The 17,755-nt window shown below is 66.3% G+C and carries 30 protein-coding genes; 6 read left to right on the forward strand and 24 right to left on the reverse strand.

Annotation, left to right across the window (positions count from 1 at the left end; genetic code table 11):
- The 21 genes from ACT3SZ_RS15495 to ACT3SZ_RS15595 all read right to left on the reverse strand — a co-directional run.
- The coding region (locus ACT3SZ_RS15495; protein WP_444620135.1) for a hypothetical protein at positions 1-210 on the reverse strand (210 nt) is incomplete at its 3' end.
- On the reverse strand, positions 203-568 hold the full coding sequence (locus ACT3SZ_RS15500) for a hypothetical protein (protein ID WP_444620137.1): 366 nt from the start codon (positions 566-568) through the stop codon (positions 203-205). The genes ACT3SZ_RS15495 and ACT3SZ_RS15500, both read right to left, overlap by 8 nt.
- On the reverse strand, positions 561-761 hold the full coding sequence (locus tag ACT3SZ_RS15505; protein WP_444620139.1) for a hypothetical protein: 201 nt from the start codon (positions 759-761) through the stop codon (positions 561-563). Before ACT3SZ_RS15505 ends, ACT3SZ_RS15500 begins: the two co-directional genes overlap by 8 nt.
- Positions 754-1,173 carry a hypothetical protein gene (locus ACT3SZ_RS15510; protein WP_444620141.1) on the reverse strand — a complete coding sequence of 140 codons (420 nt, stop codon included), beginning with the start codon at positions 1,171-1,173 and terminating at the stop codon, positions 754-756. Before ACT3SZ_RS15510 ends, ACT3SZ_RS15505 begins: the two co-directional genes overlap by 8 nt.
- 226 nt (positions 1,174-1,399) lie before the next feature.
- Positions 1,400-2,080 carry a hypothetical protein gene (locus ACT3SZ_RS15515; RefSeq protein ID WP_444620143.1) on the reverse strand — a complete coding sequence of 227 codons (681 nt, stop codon included), beginning with the start codon at positions 2,078-2,080 and terminating at the stop codon, positions 1,400-1,402.
- Positions 2,081-2,426: 346 nt separating this feature from the next.
- The gene (locus ACT3SZ_RS15520) at positions 2,427-2,735 is read right to left on the reverse strand and encodes a hypothetical protein (protein ID WP_444620145.1); all 309 of its coding nucleotides are present in this window, start codon (positions 2,733-2,735) and stop codon (positions 2,427-2,429) included.
- Positions 2,732-3,547 (reverse strand): hypothetical protein, encoded by an 816-nt coding sequence (locus tag ACT3SZ_RS15525; protein WP_444620147.1) that lies wholly within the window; start codon positions 3,545-3,547, stop codon positions 2,732-2,734. Before ACT3SZ_RS15525 ends, ACT3SZ_RS15520 begins: the two co-directional genes overlap by 4 nt.
- A gap of 94 nt (positions 3,548-3,641) precedes the next feature.
- Entirely contained in the window at positions 3,642-3,947 is a 306-nt protein-coding gene (locus ACT3SZ_RS15530; RefSeq protein ID WP_444620149.1) for a hypothetical protein, read from the reverse strand.
- Complete coding sequence (locus tag ACT3SZ_RS15535) at positions 3,944-4,312, reverse strand: hypothetical protein (protein WP_444620151.1); 369 nt, start codon at positions 4,310-4,312, stop codon at positions 3,944-3,946. The genes ACT3SZ_RS15530 and ACT3SZ_RS15535 overlap by 4 nt, the downstream gene beginning before the upstream one ends.
- On the reverse strand, positions 4,309-4,548 hold the full coding sequence (locus ACT3SZ_RS15540) for a hypothetical protein (protein ID WP_444620153.1): 240 nt from the start codon (positions 4,546-4,548) through the stop codon (positions 4,309-4,311). The genes ACT3SZ_RS15535 and ACT3SZ_RS15540 overlap by 4 nt, the downstream gene beginning before the upstream one ends.
- Positions 4,545-5,270: a RusA family crossover junction endodeoxyribonuclease gene (locus ACT3SZ_RS15545; RefSeq protein ID WP_444620155.1), complete on the reverse strand. Its 726-nt coding sequence runs from the start codon at positions 5,268-5,270 to the stop codon at positions 4,545-4,547. The genes ACT3SZ_RS15540 and ACT3SZ_RS15545 overlap by 4 nt, the downstream gene beginning before the upstream one ends.
- 873 nt (positions 5,271-6,143) lie before the next feature.
- Positions 6,144-6,620 (reverse strand): HNH endonuclease, encoded by a 477-nt coding sequence (locus ACT3SZ_RS15550; RefSeq protein WP_444620157.1) that lies wholly within the window; start codon positions 6,618-6,620, stop codon positions 6,144-6,146.
- Positions 6,621-6,821: 201 nt separating this feature from the next.
- Entirely contained in the window at positions 6,822-7,424 is a 603-nt protein-coding gene (locus tag ACT3SZ_RS15555; protein WP_444620159.1) for a single-stranded DNA-binding protein, read from the reverse strand.
- 43 nt (positions 7,425-7,467) lie between these two features.
- Positions 7,468-7,713 (reverse strand): hypothetical protein, encoded by a 246-nt coding sequence (locus ACT3SZ_RS15560; protein WP_444620161.1) that lies wholly within the window; start codon positions 7,711-7,713, stop codon positions 7,468-7,470.
- Positions 7,710-7,925 (reverse strand): hypothetical protein, encoded by a 216-nt coding sequence (locus ACT3SZ_RS15565; protein WP_444620163.1) that lies wholly within the window; start codon positions 7,923-7,925, stop codon positions 7,710-7,712. The genes ACT3SZ_RS15560 and ACT3SZ_RS15565 overlap by 4 nt, the downstream gene beginning before the upstream one ends.
- Positions 7,925-8,272 (reverse strand): hypothetical protein, encoded by a 348-nt coding sequence (locus tag ACT3SZ_RS15570; RefSeq protein WP_444620165.1) that lies wholly within the window; start codon positions 8,270-8,272, stop codon positions 7,925-7,927. The genes ACT3SZ_RS15565 and ACT3SZ_RS15570 overlap by 1 nt, the downstream gene beginning before the upstream one ends.
- Entirely contained in the window at positions 8,269-8,535 is a 267-nt protein-coding gene (locus tag ACT3SZ_RS15575; protein WP_444620166.1) for a hypothetical protein, read from the reverse strand. The genes ACT3SZ_RS15570 and ACT3SZ_RS15575 overlap by 4 nt, the downstream gene beginning before the upstream one ends.
- On the reverse strand, positions 8,532-8,786 hold the full coding sequence (locus ACT3SZ_RS15580; protein WP_444620168.1) for a hypothetical protein: 255 nt from the start codon (positions 8,784-8,786) through the stop codon (positions 8,532-8,534). The genes ACT3SZ_RS15575 and ACT3SZ_RS15580 overlap by 4 nt, the downstream gene beginning before the upstream one ends.
- 440 nt (positions 8,787-9,226) lie before the next feature.
- A complete protein-coding gene (locus tag ACT3SZ_RS15585; RefSeq protein ID WP_444620170.1) occupies positions 9,227-10,033 on the reverse strand; it encodes a BRO family protein in 807 nt (268 codons plus the stop codon).
- Positions 10,030-10,227: a hypothetical protein gene (locus ACT3SZ_RS15590; RefSeq protein WP_444620171.1), complete on the reverse strand. Its 198-nt coding sequence runs from the start codon at positions 10,225-10,227 to the stop codon at positions 10,030-10,032. The genes ACT3SZ_RS15585 and ACT3SZ_RS15590 overlap by 4 nt, the downstream gene beginning before the upstream one ends.
- Positions 10,228-10,294: 67 nt before the next feature.
- Positions 10,295-10,522 carry an XRE family transcriptional regulator gene (locus ACT3SZ_RS15595; protein WP_444620173.1) on the reverse strand — a complete coding sequence of 76 codons (228 nt, stop codon included), beginning with the start codon at positions 10,520-10,522 and terminating at the stop codon, positions 10,295-10,297.
- A gap of 156 nt (positions 10,523-10,678) precedes the next feature.
- Between ACT3SZ_RS15595 and ACT3SZ_RS15600 the strand changes: the two genes are divergently transcribed.
- The 6 genes from ACT3SZ_RS15600 (at position 10,679) to ACT3SZ_RS15625 (ending at position 15,431) form a co-directional block, all read left to right on the forward strand.
- Positions 10,679-11,218: a hypothetical protein gene (locus tag ACT3SZ_RS15600; RefSeq protein WP_444620175.1), complete on the forward strand. Its 540-nt coding sequence runs from the start codon at positions 10,679-10,681 to the stop codon at positions 11,216-11,218.
- 106 nt (positions 11,219-11,324) lie between these two features.
- On the forward strand, positions 11,325-11,606 hold the full coding sequence (locus ACT3SZ_RS15605) for a hypothetical protein (protein ID WP_444620177.1): 282 nt from the start codon (positions 11,325-11,327) through the stop codon (positions 11,604-11,606).
- A 49-nt stretch (positions 11,607-11,655) separates the two neighbouring features.
- Positions 11,656-12,360 (forward strand): hypothetical protein, encoded by a 705-nt coding sequence (locus tag ACT3SZ_RS15610; RefSeq protein WP_444620179.1) that lies wholly within the window; start codon positions 11,656-11,658, stop codon positions 12,358-12,360.
- An 81-nt stretch (positions 12,361-12,441) separates the two neighbouring features.
- On the forward strand, positions 12,442-13,626 hold the full coding sequence (locus ACT3SZ_RS15615) for a tyrosine-type recombinase/integrase (protein WP_444620181.1): 1,185 nt from the start codon (positions 12,442-12,444) through the stop codon (positions 13,624-13,626).
- A gap of 24 nt (positions 13,627-13,650) precedes the next feature.
- The gene (locus ACT3SZ_RS15620; protein ID WP_444620183.1) at positions 13,651-14,562 is read left to right on the forward strand and encodes a 3-methyladenine DNA glycosylase; all 912 of its coding nucleotides are present in this window, start codon (positions 13,651-13,653) and stop codon (positions 14,560-14,562) included.
- Positions 14,563-14,564: 2 nt separating this feature from the next.
- Complete coding sequence (locus tag ACT3SZ_RS15625) at positions 14,565-15,431, forward strand: hypothetical protein (RefSeq protein ID WP_444620185.1); 867 nt, start codon at positions 14,565-14,567, stop codon at positions 15,429-15,431.
- 26 nt (positions 15,432-15,457) lie between these two features.
- Here the strand turns inward: ACT3SZ_RS15625 and ACT3SZ_RS15630 are convergent, their stop codons facing one another.
- The 3 genes from ACT3SZ_RS15630 to odhI form a co-directional block, all read right to left on the reverse strand.
- Entirely contained in the window at positions 15,458-16,069 is a 612-nt protein-coding gene (locus ACT3SZ_RS15630; RefSeq protein ID WP_444620187.1) for a MerR family transcriptional regulator, read from the reverse strand.
- Positions 16,070-16,330: 261 nt separating this feature from the next.
- On the reverse strand, positions 16,331-17,071 hold the full coding sequence (gene ftsR, locus ACT3SZ_RS15635; RefSeq protein ID WP_444620189.1) for a transcriptional regulator FtsR: 741 nt from the start codon (positions 17,069-17,071) through the stop codon (positions 16,331-16,333).
- A gap of 96 nt (positions 17,072-17,167) precedes the next feature.
- Positions 17,168-17,602, reverse strand: a complete 435-nt coding sequence (gene odhI / locus ACT3SZ_RS15640) for an oxoglutarate dehydrogenase inhibitor Odhl (protein WP_075816070.1) — start codon at positions 17,600-17,602, stop codon at positions 17,168-17,170.
- Between the last annotated feature and the right edge of the window lie 153 nt (positions 17,603-17,755).

The raw sequence follows: 17,755 nt of genomic DNA on the forward strand, positions 1-17,755 counted from the left end.
GGCGAGGGTCGCAGGCGGGGCGGGGATGATCTTGACGGTGCGGCCGTCGTCCTGCACGAGGATGCGTGCGCCGTGGGGGAACGCGTCCCACTCGTCCCGGGTGTCCCCGTCGCCGGTGACGATGCCAATGCGGGTGCAGTCACGCAGGTCGATGGAGTTGGCCCACGGGGCGTTTCCGGCGGTCGGGGTCCGATCGGTCTGGTCAGGCATTGGGGGTCTCCTCTTTCTCGTCTTCGTCCTCGTTGTCCTCGAACGGGGTGATGAACGCCCCGGCGGTCTCGTAGTCCCCGGCCTCGAATGCATCGACGAAACGTCCGACGTCGGCGGTGCGGATGGTTCCCCGAGGGCAGGGCTGCACTTCGCTGACAATGATGGTGCCGTCCCAGAAGGGCTCTCGGGTCCAGAGCCACGAGTGGCCACTTTCGTCGGCACGGGCGATGCGCTCCTCACTGTGAGCTGCCACCGCCTCGGCACGGGTCATGGTGCAGGAGACGTGGGCGTCGACGATGGTGGACCACTCGACATAGACGTCCTCGTCCTGGCGAGGCTTGATGATGTACCTAGGCATTGGTGGTCTCCTGGGTGAGGATGATCGGGTGGTCAAGGCGGAGGTAGGTGAGAGCAGAGACGTGCACGCTGACGGTGATCTCCACCTGCGTGTCAGGATCCGCGACACGATGATTGGCGACGCCGTACACATCCCAGTTGGTGTCGCCGGCAACTCTGACCGGGTAGGCGGTGATGGGGTGAGACTCAGGCATCGGTGTTCTCCTCGGAGAGCTCGTCGGCGATGTGGTTGGCGGAGGCGCGACGGAGGGCATCTTCTGCCTCGTCGCGGGTGATGTCGTTGCCGCGGATCATGTCGGCGATCTCGCGCGAGATGAACCGGTCGGTGTCCTCGTTGAACTCGAGCTCGCGCCCGCACATGTCCCCGTGCTCACGGAGGGCGTCGTAAACGACACCATCGACGGCGTAGTCGATGCGCTCGGCGCGAGTGAGATTCGTGACCCTGATGGTGTGGCTCGTCCTGATCGCGCGGGGTCCGCTCAGCGGGCCCATCGACTCCTCCTGATGCTCCCGCGCCGAGGCACGATCAGCGAAGACCTCCCCGCAGTCCTTGCACCGCGCGTAGGGCCTATCAGGATCAGGGTTGTAGACGTCAGTGAGTGTCATGGTGTCTCCTTCGGTTGTGCAGCAGCAGTGATAGCAGCGCCCAGGGCAGCAGCCTCGGACAGCGGAATGATCGTGCGGAACGGGTCGCCCGACTCCGTCGAGCCAGTGAGCTGAACCGGGCCACGCGGCCCCAGGCGGCGCACCGTCCCCACCTGACCCCGCAAATACCAATCAGCGGTCCCCCGGCCGCGCCGGGCAGACGGCTCAGGCAGTCTCTCCACATCCATCACCGATCCCTGAAAAAGTTGGCCGGCACATCACCGGACCCGGCGCGCCGGGCGGTTGGTGTGGTGGTGGCGCGGTAGGCGGTGATGGTGGTGACGATGGCGTAGAGCGCGTAGATGAAGTGGGTGTCGGGGCGGTGGAGGTCTGTCTCCCAGAAGTCGGTGCCGACTGCTGCGGGGTGGTCGGTGCCCCAGCTGATCGCCATGTCTTCGGACAGGGCGTTCATCTCGGCGTCCTCGACGAACTCGCGGGCTTCGAGGGGGGTGAGGTCGCCTTCCTTGACCTTCTCGGCGACGCACTCGCGGACGATGCGGAGGAACTCCTCGTCGTCGTACTTCTTCCAGGCGGTGCGTTGGGCTTGCCCGAGTTTCTCGGCCCAGTAGCCGACGTTGATGAATGGCGACTGGTCGTCGTAGTAGCCGTAGGTGCAGGGGCCGAAGAAGTCGAACATGTCGGCCAGGCGGGAGAAGGTCCAGCCGTCGCCGATGTCGCCGGTGATGGCGAGGTGTCCGGGCCAGGTGATGATGTTCCACGACCAGATGCCGGTGCCTGGTTGCGCCATGCGGCAGTGCCTGTACAGGCCGTCGTCGTGGAGGATCGTCAGCTCGTGGTTCTTGGTGGCGGCGGCGAAGATCGTCCAGTCCCTCGCGTAGGGGTTCGGCTTCGGGAGGAGGTGGGTCATCGTGGTGTCCTTTCGTAGGATCCAGATTCGAGGTAGTCGTTGATGTCGAGGTCCCATGTGCACCATTTGCCGCGGCTGATGGCGCTGACCGTGTCGTGACCGCAGTGGGGGCATCGGTCGGCGACGAGATGGAGAGGTCCGCCGATGTCGGTGCGGGCGCGCCCGTGGCGGATCGGGTGACGAGATGTGCGGCCGCAGCCGGTGCAGAGGTCATGGCCGAAGGCTGGTTGGGAGTCTCCGTCTTCATGGATGCGGCACATGGTGGGTTGTTGGTCCGGGAGGGTCCACCATTCGTCCCACTCGACTGGTAGTCCGTCCCATCGCGGGGGCAGGTCGTGGGATCGGGTCATGGTGCCGTCGCCGCTCGTGCTCGGCGGCGTTCCATGCGGGCGAGGCGCTTGAGGGCGAGAGCTTCGTCCTCGTCCTCGTCGGCAGTCGGGGCTGGGGCTGGTGGTTCGGGTGTCGGGGCCGGCTGCTCGTCCGGGGTGTCTGGCGCGGGGTCTTCAGCGGGGACGGTGTCCGCAGGCGGCACGTCCGGCGCGTCCGGTTCGGCCCAGGCTTCGTGGGTGCGTTTGAGTTCGGCGACGGCGTCGAGGATTGCGCGTCCGCGAGCCTGGGCTACGTCGCGGGGGATGCGTGGTCCGGTGGCGGTCACTGGTCGGCCTCCTCGGTGAGGGGCATGAGCATGCCGTCGAAGAGGTGCCGGTCACGGCGGCGGGACACGATCGCCCACCGGAGGTCTCCGCTCTGGCTGGCGCGAGGTGCCAGCATGATCTCCTCGCACGTCGGTACGAGGGCGGGGTTGGCGGCGTGTCCGATGACGTTGAGTTCGTCGGGGCGGGTGAGCTCGTCGACCATGGGGTCGACCTTGTCCCAGTGCGCGGCGACGTCGCTGGTGTCGATGGTGATGGTGGTCTTGTAGCGGTGGCTGGTGGTGACTTGCAGGGTTCCGGGGCCGATGTCGAGGATGACGGGTTCCGGCTCCCCGTGATCACGCCAGCAGGAGTCGATGTCCGCGGTCTCGGTGCAGGCTTCGCAGTGCTCGACCGGGCCCGGTTCCGGGCCGAGGAGGTCGAGGATGATCTGTGCCTCCCCTGCTCGGATGGTGAGGTTCACCGGCTCGCCGAGGCACTCTGCTCGGAGTTCGCCGCGCATGATGATGTACCGGTCGGTGGCGGATAGGCGGGTCACCCCGCTGTCGAGGGACTGGATGCGGACGGTGTTGAGGACCGGGAGGTCTGGCGTCCGGTGGGCGATCTGCGTGATGGGTGCGAGGATTCGCCGGAGCTGGTCGGTGTCGGTGGTGATGCGGGTCGTGTGCGGGGCGGCGGGTGAGAGCCGGCTGATGCGGCTGTCTGCCTGGTCCTGGTCCTTGAACCCGTAGGAGGACTCGCTTCCAGGGATCTTGACGCTTACCGGAAACTCGAGGTCGGGGTAGTTGGTGATGGTGGGGGCGAAAGTGGTCATGATCTTTCCTTTCGGGGGATGTGCCAGCCGACGAGCCAGCGGGCGACGCGGATACGCCACGGCAGGCGGCGGACGGGTTGGGGTCGGAATCGGCTCATGGCAGTGGGTATCTCCTGGTGAGGTACACGCCCCGCGACCGGGTCCACACGAGGACCTGGGAGTCTATGAAGCGCAGGGGCCGGCAGTCCTCGACGTTTTTGTCGAGGCGGGCGATGTCGCGGTCCCAGTACGTTTTGTCTCTCGGGCTGGTGCAGGCGTCGCGGAGCTCGAGGAGGTCGTTGCGAATGTTCTGGATCTCCTCCCACTCGGCCGGGGTGTACAGCAGCGGGAACAGGTCAGGGTCGGAGGCGTCGTATGCCGGGCGTGTGGCCGTATTGCCTGGCTTCATGCGGGCGGTCATGCGACGAGTTCCCCGGTGAAGACGTCGACGAGGCCCATCAGGCCGGTGGTGACGACGAGGCGGTCTAGGGTGGTGGTGCGCACGGTGGCGGAGGTGCCGTCGGCGATGGCGACCAGGCGGTCGCCCTTGATGCCGGTGCGCTCGGACAGGGCGGCGAGGTCGGTGTAGATCAGGCGGCGGGCGAGGATGTCGCGGATGTCCTGCGGCACGGGCACGCGCGGGTTGCGTTCCCCCTCGGGGTGGAGCCTTTGGTAGCGGGCGAGGGTGCGCTCTCGGCGGCAGGCGCGGCAGTCGAGTTCGCCGCTGGGGCGGCGGATGCGCTCGGTGATGGGGTGGCCGTGGATGCACGGTGGCAGGTCGCTCACGGTTCCCACCTCCTCTCGACGACCTCGTAGTTGACCCGCGCTCCGTGCTTCATGTCGTCGGAGATGATGAGGTTGTCGGTGAGCATGGTGACGGTCACCTTCTGCAGGCCCTGGTCGAGGTAGTCCTCGACGTTGACGCTGCCCTCCTCGACGAGCAACGATGTGCCGTCGACGTGGACGCCGTCGTTGTCGATGACCACCGGGGCGTGGAGTCGCTTGGACAGGTGTGGGTTCACTGGTCGGCCTCCGGGTCGTTGGCGGTGCGGGTGGCGTGAGTGGCGGTGGCCATGGCGAGCGTGTCGGCGGGGAGGTTCATGATCTTGAGGAGTTTCTCGGCGGACGGGCGCTCGCTTGTGGCGAGGACTTTGTCGGCGGCGATGCCTAGCGCCTGGGCGATGATGTACAGGCCTTCGAGGTCCGACATGCCGTCCTCGGTCTGGACGCAGATGTTGAACTCGGCCCCGCCGACGATGGCGGCGAAGGTGTCGGTCTTGCGGGTGGCGGTGAGCACCAGCGCCGGGGTGGTCTCAGGATTGGTCTCGGGGTCAGTCATGGGGATGGTGTCTCCTTCGATGGTGATTTGTGCGCCGGGAGGTGAGCCGTTGATGGCGTAACGCTTGGTGGCGTAGATGGAGGTGACGCGGTTGTCGTCGACGTAGGCGATGCCGGACAGCGCGTCGAGCGTGGAGCGGACGAGTTTGTCGAGGTCGGGCTTCTTGACCATGTGGATGATGCGCTTCGGCAGGGACTTGGGTCGGGGCAGGACGAAGGTGATTGCGACGAAGACCGGGCCGTCGATCGGGGTGGGCGGGCACATCAGGGCGGCGACCTGGGCGACGGCGGCTCGCCAGGGCTTGACCTTTTTCGAGGATTCGACGAGGACGGTGCGGCCGCCTCGGCGGTACGCGTTCTTGCTGCCCTGGGGTGCGGGGGTGCCGTTGACGAAGAACGTGGTCATGCGGTCCCCCGCCTGTGATCGCAGCGCCGGAGTTTTCCGGGGCCGGCGGAAGTGAGCCCGTTGTGGTCGCATTCGGTGCACCGATCGATCTCTGCGCGCCTCTGCGCCGTTTTTTGGTCCTGGGTAGCCCTGCGGTTCACTTGGGCGATTTCAGCGGCCCGGCGGGCCGTCCCGCAGCCGCGGCAGGGCGGTGGAGCGACGACACCGGCGTGGGCCGCGCAGCGGGCCCGGCGCGGCTCGGCGATCCATTCCTCGAGGATGGAGGCAGAGGGGGGCGGAGCGTCCGTCGGCGATGCCGGCCCGGACGGGGGCGAAGACGAAGTTTCGTGACCCCCTTCCCCTCTCCTTCCTTGTATCTCCTTCAATGAATCTCCTTCGTGTACCCCACAGGGGATAACCCCCGTCCCCTGTAGGGGATAACCCCCGTCCCCTGTAGGGGATAACCCCCTATCTTTTTCTTGGGGGGGTTGTACCCTGTGGGGTACAGGGGGGTCGCCTTGCTCGGCGGTCTGGGGGGCAGGTTCTGCGGGGCGGATCTGGTCGTAGATCAGGTACCCGTTGGAGGTCTGCTCTTTGAATCGCTCGTCTTTGCCGTAGCCGATGTTCCCGTCCTCGTCTTTGAACCGGGGGAAGACGCGGACCAGGCCCACGCGCTCTAGCTCAGCGAGGGCGGCATCGACTGGTTTGCGTGTCTTGTAGCCGAGACACTCTGCGAGGGTCATCCTCGACGGGTGGGAGTTGCCGTCGGCTCCGGCGTACATCTTGATCACTGCGTACAGGGCGATAGCGGTGGCGTGCTGGAGCCCTTTGAGAACGTCGTAGGGCACGGCGGCGAACATGCGGGAGTTGTCGACGACGTCGGTGTTGCGCGCGCTATGGGGTCGGGGCGGTGCCATTGGAACGGTTCCCCTTTCTTGAGTTGCAGGAGCCGCAGAGAGTCTGGAGGTTCCAGCGCTCGTCTGTGCCGCCCTTGCTGACCGGGACGATGTGGTCCACGCTCAGTGCCATGCCCGACCCACAGGCGACGCATTGGTAGCCATCGGCGGCGAAAACGGAGACCATAGTGGTCGCCGACATGGTCTTCCGTCGCTGCCGAGTTGGGGTGGTGGGGACTGCGGCAGGTGGCGTGGGGATGATGAAGCCGCGGGCGTAGAGCCTGTCGATCGCCTCGTCGATGTCGCTGCCCCCGCGATTGAGCCGGTTCGCTGCTCGGTCTCGCAGGCGATCCGCAAGCTGTCTATCGGGGCGGCCGCAGGGCGTGGAGTCGGCGAGTATGCAGAGGACACCGAACTCGACGGGGTCCTGGACGTCAGCTTGGTGGATCGCCCAGACCAGGGTGCTCATGCTCATGGTGTGACTTCTCCTTTCATGATGGTGATGAGGATGGTCGAGATAGCGACAGCGCTGGTGGCGGTCAGGACCAGGGGCCGGCCACGCTGGCAGGTCGGGCAGGCGAACCAGGAGGCCACCTCCCTAGGCCCGTAGGACCGTTCGTGCTGGTGAGGGTGACGGCGTCCGTCGTGCACGGGCCGCGGGATAACCCTGGCCATCTCAGAAGGGCGGTTCTTCGCCGTCGAAGTTCCCCGCCGGTGGCGCGGACTGCCACGGGTCGTCGTCCGGGACCGCATGCGCGCCGAACGAGCCCTGCACAACCTGACCACCCGGCGCGCCTGCCTGCCGGTTGGGCTGCTGGCCACTTCCCGGCGCGTTGTTGCTGTTTCCAGAGTTGTTGTAGTTGTTTGCGCCGTAGTTACTGCCCTGGCCTTGACCTGCGTAGTTGTTATTTCGGGGGTTCTTTTCGGTGAGGCAGGTGGCGTACTTGAGCGAGGGGCCAACCTCGTCGGCTTCGACCTCGAAGACGGTGCGCTTCTCGCCTTCGCGGGTTTCGAAGGACCGCTGGCGCAGCCGCCCGGTGACGATGACGCGCTCTCCCTTGGTCAGCGAGTTCGCCACGTTCTCGGCGGCGGCGCGCCACACGTTGCACTGCAGGAACAGGGCTTCTCCGTCGACCCACTGGTTGGACTGGGAGTCGTAGCGCCGGGGTGTGGAGGCGACGCGGAAGTTGCAGACCGCGTTGCCGGCGGGGGTGTATCGGAGTTCGGGGTCGGCGACGAGGTTGCCGACGAGGGTGATGGGTGTATCTCCCTGGGCCATGTGGTCTATGCCTCCTGGGGGTTGGTGAGGATCTTGGCGAGGGTCATGCTCTTCTCCTGCAGCGGTTGACGATCTGACGGCCAGAGGCGGTAGCCGCCCAGCCGGAGTTCTTCGGTGCGCCGGACCAACGAATCAGTCCAGCAGCAGAGAACAGGCTCGTAAGGTCACTGGCACGCGGCTGACGGCGCGCCGGGTCGGTGACGGCGGTGATGCCGTCGGCTATGGCGGTGAGGTACTCGCGGTACTCCTCGGCGGAGCGTGCGGCGAGGCTGTCGGGCGTGGGGTTCACCCGAGGCGCTCCCGGTTGGCGGCCCAGTCGACCTCGATGAGGTGGGCGACGTGGTAGCCCAGCTCGGTTGGTAGGCCGTCCTCCCCGATCAACCCTCGCTTCTTCAGGCTGTTGCGCGTCGATGCGAAGGTGACGGGCCGGCCGTGCGCGGCGTGGACGAGGTCTTGCTTCCCGCCGATCGACGGCGGGATGTGGGCGGAATAGTCGGTCATTACTTGGCTCCTACGTAGTTCGGCCAGGGCCGGGGCGTGATGGTGGGGTTCTCGAGGACCTGCAGCGCGGTCAACCCGTGCTTGGGGCAGAACAAGAAGCCGCGACCGGGGTACACGTAGTGCGCGTCCTTGTGGCACCCCCTGTAAGCGCACGTCCCATCGGCGCGGTCGCTGTCCTGAGCCCGGCGCGCCATCGCGGTACGCACGGTGCCCGCTAGACGGCGGGCTTCGGCGATGGCTTCGGGCCAGGTGTCCCAGACGGTCGCACCCCAGGCGCTGCACACCTCCCACTCGTTGTGCCCGGCGCGACTGATCCGGATGCGGGGCGCTGTGGCGTCGGCGGTCATCGGCGGTCCCAGATGGCGAGGGCGAGCAGGATGATGATCGCGGCCGAGCCGGTGAGCCCGACCCATCCCCAGGTACGCCACGCCTGGACGGTGACCGCCGTGGCGATGATGAAGCCGATGACCAGGGCGATGATGACGGCGAAACCGCCCTCACTAGCGCTACCAATCCACCCGGCGCGGTCGGGCTGACGGTGACGACCCGGCGCAGGATGATTGACGAGGGCCCGCATGACCTTCTCGGAATCAGTGAAGTTACGCGTCATGCCGCACCCCGAATCTTCGGACGATCCACGGCAGGCACATCATCGCGCCGGGCGATGTACTCGGTGAGGGTCATGCCGGCGGCGGCGAGTAGGGATTTGAGGGATACGCGGATGACTTTGCCGCTGTGGTGGGTGACGAGGCCGGAGGTGCCTCGGTAGATCTGGCCGTAGAGGGCTTTGGTGGTCATCGACATCAGGCCGGCGGCCTCGTCGACGGTGATCATCAGTGGTGGACTGTAGGGTGTGCTCATGGCCTGCTCCTTTTCGTGGGGGCTGGGTCGGAGGCACCGCCGACGCGCACATTGTCCTGGCAGACAGCGTCGGCGGTGCCGGTTTGTGAAAGGGGGTGGGGTGCAGCTATCTCCTCATCAGGCGAAAGTGGGCCCGGTCATGGGCCGGCGAGTGAGCGCCGGTGCACTTCGCACGATGCTTTCGCGGGGTGGATTGCGTCCCCCGTTTGCACACCCCATCCCCAGTGCCCTACCCCGGTCATGAACCGGTACCGGACCTGGTCCGGCAGTAGGGCGAAAGGTGGGTCTTACTTGCACTATGAAGTTCTCAATCAGCGAGGACACTGTGGTCCTGGTACCCGGTGAGGGGTTCGCACCCTCCCCGCAGGTGTGTGAGCCTGCGGGACACTGCGTCTCCGGGTGTGCCCCTGCCCGCTTCCCCACGGACAGGGGCTTAGGGGTCATGCGTGGTCGCCGCCAGGTGTGCCAGGCAGGCAGGCGGCGTTGGCGAGCAGGAACGAGCACGATGCGCGGACGTACAGCGTCTGGCGGACCTGGCCGTTGTGGTATCGCGGTGCTCGGTGCTGCGGTCGCAGCTCGAACAGGTTGCGGTGCGACGAGTAGGCGCGGTACTCGTTGCGGTCGATGACCTCGGACTTCTTTGCGGAGAACTCGCGGGTCACGGACTTGCGGAAGACGATGGAGCGCTCGACGAGGACGGTGAACGCTTCCCCGCGGGTCATGCCCCACTGCCGGCCCCAGTCCTCGACGGTGATGACGTCCTGGGCGTCGGCAATGAAGCGGTCGTGGTACTCGAGCGCGGGGGCGGCGGCTTCGAGCTCGGCGGTGGCCTTGTCGGCCCGGTCTTCCGCTTCGAGGACCATCTGCGCCAGGGCACGGCGGTCGGGCAGCGCTGCTGCCGTCGTCGGGGCCGGGGCGGGGTCGCCGTACCCGCCGGTGCGGCGGATGGTCGGCAGGACCTCGCTGGTGACCCACTTCTTGAAGGCGCGGGCTTCGTCCTTGCGGCTGCGCAGTATGCAGCTGTAGAGACCGGACTCGTTGATCGTGGACACCGACTGGGTTCCCGAGGGGGTGCGGATAGTATCCGTACCCCTCTCGTCCTCGTCGAGGGTTCGGACCATGTCGTGGGTGCGTCCCAGGCCGAGAACCTTGGCGATGTCGGCGGCGATCCAGCGGGGTTCGCCGTCGCCGGCGGTGATGACCCGAACGCGGTGTCCGTTGAAGTTGAACGGGGCGAGGTTGCTCATGCCGGCACCCCTTCGGCCTCTTGCTCGGCGTTGCTGCAGGCCTTCTGCAGGTGCTTGGCGAAGTTCTCCATCTCCAGCCAGGCGGTGACGGCCCCGGATGCCTTGAGCTCGCGGGCGCGGCGGCGGGCTTCGGTGGCGGCGGTGCGGTAGCCGACTGCGCGGCCGTAGTCGTAATCTGCGACGGGGGGAAGCATGGTGTAGACTCCTTGGTGTGTGGTCCCCCGCTTCGGCGGGGGGCTTTTGTGTATGTGTGGGGTGGCGCTACGCGGCGACCGTGAGGTCGGCGTCGGTGAGCTTGACGAGCACGCGATCGGGGCGAGCGCCCAGGTCGGCGAGAGCATCGAGCACCTGCGGGGTGGGGCGCTGGGTCTTGATCGCCTTGTTCCACGTGTTCCGGGAGAGCCCGGTCTTCGCCGCCAGGTCGACCGCGGATCGCAGTTGATTGGCGCGCTTCACTCGCTCCAGTTCGTCAAGACTGATAAGAAACATTGTCTGTCTGTCCTCTCTGTCTTGGTGACTGACAACAGAATAGGTCAGTTCGGGACAAATGACAAGTCTGTAGGTCTGGTCTAGACATGCTTATTGATCTATCCGCAGGTCACGCCACACTTGCTGACAAGAAAGTTGTGCACTACGATGATGTTCATGACCACCCCAGCAGAGATCAAGTCCTGGTTCTCGTCCCGCATCGGACGCCGTGCCACCGCGACCGACATTGCCGACGCGCTCGGTGTCTCGCGCAACACCGCCAACACCCGGCTCGGCGACGGGCTGGACGCCGGTGACACGATCACCGTCTGCAGGCACTTCGACATCAACCCCGTCGAAGCACTGGTCGAACTCGGGCACATCAGCCACGAGGAAGCGTTCTCGTTCGTCGACAGCGACGGCACGAAGTTGGCCACCGCCAGCCTGGAGGAGTTGATCCGCCAGTTGGCGGAGGACAACCTGCCCCTGTCGGACAAGATCGAGATGGGTGCAGCAGCCAAGGCTCTCGCCGACCGGCGGGACGAACTGACTGACCGACGTGCCGCACGAGCACATTCGAACGATCAGGGGCACCCACGTCCGGACCGTGAGCATGATGGAACCGTGCGCGACTTCGCCTACCTCGACTTCGCCGCGGACGACACCATCGACGAGCAGCAGGCAAGGGAGGACGAGGGATCTGACCCCATCGATTGACGCACTGATCGACGTCGCCCGGGTCTACGACATTCATGTCGATTGGCACCGCCAAGGGCCCAAGGGCGCGTGGATTCCACCAGATACGATCACCATCCGGCACGGCATGAGCGACGCTGAGACACTGTCCACCCTCGCCCACGAGTTGGCGCACATGGCCCACGGAGACCCCTGCGGCGCCAGCCAGGCTGCAGAGGACCGGGCGTGGCGCACCGCTGCGGAGTGGATCGTCAGCCCCGAGGAGTACGCCAACGCCGAAAACGCCTACGGCCCCCACCCCCAGCTCATCGCTGCCGAGATCGGCGTGACACGACACGTCGTCGAGGTTTGGCGCAAGAGTCGGGAACCCCTACCCGTACGAGCACACTACGAACTCCTGCCGAACTGAGACGGCAGAGACCCCCACCTCAACCGACTACCCCAAGAGAGACACCACGATGACCACCCACAAGTCCCTCACCACCATCATCGACACCGACCACCAGGCCGGCACCGTCACGATCCACAACCGCACCCTCATCAAAGACGCGTGGGACCAGGCCAGCCCGATCACCATCCCCGGCGAGTGGATCGACCGGGTCGAGCAGAAGGGCGGGAACCTAACCGTCCACCTCATCAACCACGCCAACACCCCGCTCCCGGGCGACGGTGCCGATCGGTGGATTCTGCCGCTGTCACGCAAGAAGCGGGCCGTTGAAGCCGAGCAGGACATCAACACACTCCTCGCGGCGACACACGGCCGGCAGCAGCGCCCGTTCTCCGTGCCGCAGCCACTCGGCAAGACGAGGGAGAAGACCCTCGCCGCGCAGAAGCGCATCCCCGGCGCGGTCGCGTTCGGCGGGCTGATCCTCGTCGACGGGGTCGTGTACGCCGCAGGGCAGGCCATCCCGGCGCGAGACGCGAAGGCCACCGTCGATGCGGGAGCGGCCGCGCAGTCGAAGGTCGGCGCGGGCAGGGTTGTCGGCGGTGCGATCCTCGCCGGGCCTGTCGGTGCGTTGATCGGCGCGGCGGCGAAGAAGTCCACCGGCGAACTGTTCATCACCGTTGAGTCCACGGACGGGCGGGTGGCGATCGGCTCCGGGCCGTCGAAGGAGTCCTCGTCGGCGACCACCCTGGCGAACGCGATCAACGCCGCACAATAGAAAAGCGGCCCCCGCTGCCGGGTAAGGGCAGCGGGGGCCAGATGTCCACGAAGCAGCAGACACACAGAGGAGTGTACCGACATGGTGCAGCGACGACCGCCGAAGGGGCCAGCGCCCAAAGGCAAGAAGATCCAGTGGGTAGCGCGGTGGCGCGACGAGACCCGCGCCGAGCAGTCCGAAACGTTCACCACAGAGGCTGCTGCCAAGCGCTACGAGAACAAGATGAAAGAGCAGGTGTCGTCCGGCACTTATGTGGACCCGAAGAAGCAGGAGGTGCTCGTAGGGACCCTCGCGCAGGAGTGGGTGGACATGACCACCCATGCGGGCACGAGGGACAATCGCCGTCATCTCCTCAATAACCTCGGGAAACTGGAAAATATGCCGTCGGGGGCCGTCCGGAAGTCGCATGTCGTAGCGTGGGTAAAGACGCTGCAGGATGGCCGCCCGTGGTACAACGGGAAGCCGCTGGCCGATTCGACGATCCGGGTGCGGCTGGGACAGTTGCAGACCCTGCTGCAGATCGCCGTCGATGACGAGATCCTGCCGAAGAATCATGCCACCGCAGTGAAGAAGAGCCTGCCGGCCAAGTTGCGACCCGTCACGGAGCGCCAGGTGCCGAGCGTCGATGAGATCAACTCCCTGATCGACACTGCGCGCAAAGGCGGGCGAGTCGCCGGAACGACCGACAAGATGCACTACCTGCCTCCGTCCGAATGGCTGGCGCAGTGCATCATCATCGCCTCGGAGACGGGCCTGCGCGTTGGCGAGATCGCCGGGCTCAACGGCAGCGATCTCGACATCGAGAACGGAACCCTACACGTGCAGCGCCAGTGCCCGAACAGGGTAGGCGAGGACGGCCCGCTGAAGACGGAGTCCTCCGACCGATACGTGCCGGTGTCCCCTGCCCTCATGCGCGACCTGAAACGGTGGATCCGGGGCGACGATGACCGGATCGTCGCCGGGGCGACCGGACGCGGAGTGTCCTCGCCAATGGTCTCGTCGGCAGTGGCGAAGGTGCGCAAGATCGCCGGCGTTAGCGAGCAGATCTCCATGCACGGGATGCGGCACTTCTACGCGACCTCGCTACTGGCCGCTGGAGAGTCGCTCCAGACCGTCGCCGCGCTCCTGGGGCACGACCAGCTCTCCACGACGGACCGGATCTACAACCACTTCCTCCCAGGACATCTCACAGCCGCACAGCGCTCGGTTCATGCCCTTGCGGGATCGTTGAGGGATGGCCGGGGCGAACTAAGGTCGGTGAGCTGATCGATGGGGAGTACGGTAGTCCCCATGCAAGGACGTACAACGGTGATGGAGCCCGATAAGTGGCGCTCTGAACAGGCGAAACACCGCGCAACCGTCGACGAGCTCGCCGCCGGACGTCGGGACCGCCGCTCCCGCGGTGAGCGTCACCCGGTGTGGGATTTTATGTTTTCATACTATCCAGTCACACCAGGCAAGCTCGGCCGCTGGAACCCGGGCTTTGGCGTGTCCCTGGTCACCGACGGCGACGAGCGTCCCGGTACCGCCGGGACGCTGCGGGAGACGACCGCGCCGGACGGGACGGAACTGTGGGAGCTGGACGCCGACGCCCTGATGGCCAAGCGCGGCACCAGCTTCACCTACATGCGCCGCCTGCTGGCATCCACGCTGGGGCGTCCTGCGCGGTTCAGCTGCTTCGGCATGCACGAATGGGCGATGGTCTACCGGGACGCCCCGCGTCACCCCGAACCACTTCGGCTCGGGCGCGAGGCCACCGACGAGGTCGTGGAGGCCAATACCTTGCGGTGCACCCACATCGACGCCTTCCGCTTCTTCACCGAGGATGCCGTGCCTCGCAATACGCTGCACCCCACCCGTGAGACGCAGGCCGACATGGAGCAGCCGGGATGCCTGCACGCCACGATGGATCTCTACAAGTGGGCCACGAAACTCGGCCCGCTCGTCCCCGGGGAACTGTGGTTGGACACCTTCCGCCTGGCCTGCGACGTACGCCGCACCGACATGGAGGCCAGCCCCTACGACCTGTCCGCCTGGGGTTTCACCCCGGTCGCGGTGGAGACACCGGACGGACGGGCGGAGTACGTGCGCCGCCAGCGTGACTTCGCCGAGCGCGGGCAGGTGCTGCGCCGGGCGCTGGTGGATCTCATCGACGACTTCTTCCGCTCCACACAGCAGGCACCCCGAGGAAACGGAGACTGACCATGGCACGACACAGCGCAGCGCAGAGCCCGGTCCGAGTGGCCGGGTGGGTGTGGTTCGCCCTGGTGGCGGTGATCTTGGTCGTCGCGCTGGTCGTGGGATGGTTCGTATTGGCCTCCCGGCAGGCTACCGAGAAAACTGAAGCCACCTGCATCGACGGCGAGCAGGAACTCACTGTGTGGGCTGACCCGGCGGCCGAGGACGTGGCTCAGCGCTTGGTCGATGGGTACAACGAGACCGACCCCGTGGTCCGGGACCGGTGTGTGACCGCATCGGTGGAGGTACGCTCCACCGCCGAGGCCACGCTGGCTTACCGGGGAGGGCAGCCGGGTGTCGCCCCGGTGTGGATCCCCGCCGGCACCGGTTTCATCTCCGGTCTCTCCGGCGCGCCGACCGAGGTGCCGGTGGTGGGCTCGGACGAGCTGATTCACCGGGTCCCCGAGGGTGCCGACGCCGACGTTGCCCGCGCCATGCTGCCCACGGGTGCGGCGTCGATGGTCACGGCACTCGCCGCGGAGGCCGCGGGTGTCCCCCTGGATATGGAGTCGGACGCCACGCTGGAAGCTCTGCGAGCAGCGCCGGACGTTCAGAGCACCGTGGACGCGAATCTGCCGGTGCTCTCCTCGGCGTCATTGCTCGGCGAGCAGGGTGACGGCGACGATGCCACCGTCGGCGAGGTGCAGTTCCCGCTGGTTGCCTTCGGCTCCTCCCCTGCGGTGGACGAGAACCAGGCCCGGGCGGCGGCGGACTTCGCGGAGAAGGCTACTGCGGAAGATACAGAGGCCGCAGGGGAGACAGTGACAGCTGAGCCCGCGTCCCCCTGGCTGAGCAGGGTCGCGGGCGTGTTAGCGGATGTGCCGCTGGGCTGAGAGGCTCTGGGCTGAGAGCCTCTGAACTAGGAGGACTTCTTCAGACGGCGGGCGGCCAGTTCGTCGGAGGGGTCGAAGGCGCCGTCGGGCTGAGCGACCGGTTCGGCGGGCTCGGAGGGGAATGCGGTGATCGTGCCGCTGAGTTCCTTCATCAGGCCCGGCACGGCGATGCCGAAGACTCCCTGGCCACCGGCGAGGAGGTCGATGACTTCCTCGGCGGAGCGGCACTCGTAGACGGTCTTGCCGTCGGAGACCAGGGTGATGCCGGCGAGGTCGTCCACACCGAGGTTGCCGAGCTTGTCCACGGCGCGGCGGATGTTCTGCAGAGAGATGCCCGTGTCCAGCAGGCCCTTGACGATCTTCAGTACGAGGATGTCGCGGAAGGAGTACAGGCGCTGGGAGCCGGAGCCGTGTGCGGTGCGGATCGACGGCTGCACCAGCTTGGTGCGTGCCCAGTAATCGAGCTGTCGGTAGGTAATACCGGCGACCTGGCAGGCGATGGTCACCCGGTAGCCGACCTCCTGGTCGGGGCCCTCGACGTCGAACAGGGTGTCCTGCTGCGGTGCCGGGACAGCCTCGCCGACGGGCGTCGTGCCCTGCTCGTGTCCGGACTCGCCCCGGGCGTCACTGCGCTCCATGCTGATTCTCCTCTGTTCGGCGTGTCTGCTTGCACACCTGTGATTCACTGCTCTCAAGATTAGACGGGATGGCCGTGGAGTCAACAGGTGAGCACAAAAACCTCACCCGCGGGATCCACATCCCTGACCCTCAACCTGAGGTCGAGGGTAATGCTAACACGAGAATTCAGCCGACACCCGTGTAACAACACGCGTGTCATGCACTGAAAAACAATGAATCCCCGACCGCTGTGCGTGGCCGGGGTTGTGAAGAAACCGGGATCAGCGCGGAAGCTTCCCCTTAATCAACGCCGCGTGCAGGGAGACAACCAGGGCGCTGACCTCCCGGCTGACCTCGGCGGAACGCTCCCGAGCATTCTCATCACGCCCGTGCGCCACCGGCCCGGCGACCTGATTGACCAGGTCCGCCTGCCGCTGCGCCTGCGTGACCAGCGTCTTGAGGTGTCGATGGTCGATGCCGTACTCCCCCATCTTCGCCGCGATGCGCACCACGTCGACGTCGTCGACGGAGAAGAACCCCGCCGCGTCCGGCGTCAGCAGGGAGATCTTCACCAGCGAGGCGACGACCGAGTCCTCTACCCCCGCCCGCGAGGCGACGTCCGCCCGAGTCAGTCGCCGAACGGTGGCCTGGCGGAACTGTTCGGGGGTAACCGTGCCGGCCACGGAACGACGCGAGTCCACCGGGGTGACCTTGCCCGAGTCCATCGCCTCGAGCTGTTCCTTGATGACCTTCAACGGCAGGAAGCTGTCGCGCTGGTTGGCCAGGATATAGCGCAGTCGCGAAATGTCCTCCGGGGAGAACCTCCGGTAGCCGGACTTGCTGCGCTGCGGAGTCACCAACCCCTCAGACTCCAGGAACCTGATCTTAGAGACCGTGACATCCGGAAAGTCCGCCTGAAGTTGCTTGAGGACGTCCCCGATCGACGACGTGGGCAGAACCCGCCCGGCGGTGGGCCGGGACTCGGGCTGCGGCTGCCCGGCGGCTGCGGCATTCGCTGGCACAGTGCTCCTCACATCAGGTGCGGGTCCGGTGACATTGTCTCGATCAGGGTGATACTACCGAAAAGGAGATGCCTGGGCCTCCCCCAGGCGCACCCCTTAAGCGTCCTTGGTGCCGTTGAGGAAGACCAGACGGAACTTGCCGATCTGGATCTCGTCGCCGTTGCTCAGCACGGCGGAGTTCTTCGGCTCACGGTTGACGTAGGTGCCGTTGAGGCTTCCCACGTCCACTACCTCGTACTCCTCGCCGTTGCGGCGGAACTCCGCGTGGCGACGGGAAACGGTCACGTCGTCGAGGAAGATGTCACTGTCGGGGTGGCGGCCGGCCGCGGTCGTGTCCTGATCGAGCAGGAACCGTGAACCGGCGTTCGGCCCACGCTTGACCACGAGGAGCGCAGAACCCGAAGGGAGACCCTCCACACCTGCCGGTGCGGACTCGGACTGCGCACCGGTCTCCATCTCCTTGAGGAGGTCAGCACGGAAGACCGAGGTCGTCTCGACCGATGCTTCCGGGATCCCGGTGTTATCGCTCATGTTTCAGTTCCTCCTGGAATCTGTTGCAGTGTGACCATGGCTCCGGCCGCAGGTCGCGGCTGGAGCCGATGAGAAAAGCAGACGGTACGCCTGCAAGCCTTCCCCACCATACTACCCGGCGACCCCGCGACACCACGGAAGCCCTCGCCGAAA

This window comes from Corynebacterium sp. AOP40-9SA-29, from assembly GCF_052377405.1.
In the GTDB taxonomy this organism is placed as follows: Bacteria; Actinomycetota; Actinomycetes; order Mycobacteriales; family Mycobacteriaceae; genus Corynebacterium.